Source organism: Dehalococcoides sp., assembly GCF_041654235.1.
Taxonomy (GTDB): Bacteria; Chloroflexota; Dehalococcoidia; order Dehalococcoidales; family Dehalococcoidaceae; genus Dehalococcoides; species Dehalococcoides mccartyi_B.
Window position 1 is genome coordinate 1 of sequence record NZ_JBAZDW010000098.1, and the last position, 1,877, is coordinate 1,877.

General features: G+C 45.3%; 2 protein-coding genes. Both read right to left on the reverse strand.

Annotation, left to right across the window (positions count from 1 at the left end):
- Positions 1-62: 62 nt before the first annotated feature.
- Positions 63-1,232 (reverse strand): hypothetical protein, encoded by a 1,170-nt coding sequence (locus tag WC259_RS08040; RefSeq protein WP_372644170.1) that lies wholly within the window; start codon positions 1,230-1,232, stop codon positions 63-65.
- Between the two features lie 213 nt (positions 1,233-1,445).
- Positions 1,446-1,622, reverse strand: a complete 177-nt coding sequence (locus tag WC259_RS08045; RefSeq protein WP_372644173.1) for a helix-turn-helix domain-containing protein — start codon at positions 1,620-1,622, stop codon at positions 1,446-1,448.
- Positions 1,623-1,877 lie beyond the last annotated feature (255 nt).

Consider the following 1,877-nt stretch of genomic DNA (forward strand, 5'->3'; position numbering starts at 1 on the left):
CTACTTTGGCTATGTTTACTCCTATTATATCCCTTGTGAAAATTTCTAGCAATCACTTTAATTTATTCCTTCCACTCTATCCTTTCAATTTTAGCCCCCATTTTAAGGGCCACTTCCAGAAGATGATTACTGTGCTTATCTACATTAGAAACCAGTCCTTGGCGTTTGGCTACATCATCCTTGAATTCTTCAGAGGTAAGCATTTCATACAGATCTTGCTTGAGCTTTACCATCCCTGCAACTGAACCCACGCCAGAGCTTAAAGAAGCTACCGCAGAAACCATACAGCCCCTTATCTGTCTTATTAGGTGGTCATACCTCACCTGCTTGGCTTTCATCCGGATTACCCCGTTAGCCTGACCAAAGAGGCTAAAGCTCTGCTGGATTATTTGCCAATAGTCCTTGTTCTCCCAACGGGATTGATTGGTTTCCGAGCCTTTATCACATATCCTTAACCAGCTGAATGTGCAGTAACGCCAGATATCAGCCAGAGTATCCATTAAGTTAGTAAAGGTGGTTACGCCCATCTCTTTTAAGAAATGACGGCGGCACTGGAATTCAAACCTTATCACACTGGATTTGTTATCCCAGTGATTTGCCTTCCAGATCTCCCTCATCCATTCTTTCTGTTTAAGAGTAATCTCCAGAGTCTTATCATAAATCCTGGCGGATAAGTCCCCTTGCCCGAATTTGTATCCGGTATGCTTTCTACAATTAAGATAATGCTCCAGCTTATCCGATTCCAGGTATTCTGCCTTTACCCTAGCATGGGTTACTACCTCTGTTTCCATATTCAGGACAGGAAAGGGCATCTCCATATCAAGACACAGGTCTACCCTGGATGCCCGGTTGTTTTTGGGTACAGCCCATCTTAAGAGCCACTGGATGAAGTCATTGACAGCCTTTTCCGGGCCGTTTGCCCACAGGTTTTGGCTGCTGAAGGTTACATATACTTCCGGCATTATTGAGCCGCCCTTAGCTTCTCTGGCTATGCAGACAGTTACATCCGCATTCCTAAGCACCCATTCATAACCCTTAGACCCGCGGGCTGAGATACTGAATTCAACCCCAAACCATTCAAGACCGTATCCCTTGGAGTTAAACATCTTCTCTCCGGCCTTTTCTTTGGCTTCGGTGAGTATTTCAAAGCATTCTGTATCAAGGTATTCCTGTATCTCAAACCCTATTACCAGGGTGTCTATTCCGCTTGCTGCTACTTTTAGTCTATCCATTCTCTCTTACTAGCCTTTACTATCCAGAACCCCCCTGTTAGTTAGTGAGGGGGGATTTTGAGGCAACTGGTCTTTTGCGTCTTACTGGCTCGCCTGCCCTGCATCTTGCCCGTCACTCCGGCCGGGCAATCTTGCAGCGCAAGACACAGGATGCATTCCAGCCTGGCGAGCCCGGTCAATAAGACTGCTGAACAAACGCTTGCCTGCCAATATCTACTCCACTGAAAGATACTTATCCAGGGCCGCCTTGGGTATCAGATATCTGTCTCCACACCTTACAGCGTAGATATTGCCTTCCCTTACTTGGCGGTAAGCCAAGTTTAAAGAAATACCCAGCTCAACTGCTAATTCCTTGACGGTTAGTACCCTTCTTTCTTTTTCCAACTTCAAGTTCTCTCTTGACTCTCTTATATTTTTGGTTTAGTATAATTGTAAAGAATAGTAATTAAGCACACAAGGCATACCAAAAGAATAGTAAAACACCGGAATAAAGATTAGGGGGAATCAGTTATGGCATACAGTGAAATGAAAAGGCAACCGCGGGCCAAAGTTATGCTGCCGGCTATCAGGGAGTTGGTTGTAATCCGGGCTTTGGAGAACCGGGATAAGGATCGTACCCTGCTGGCTCAGGAACTCAGAGAGGAA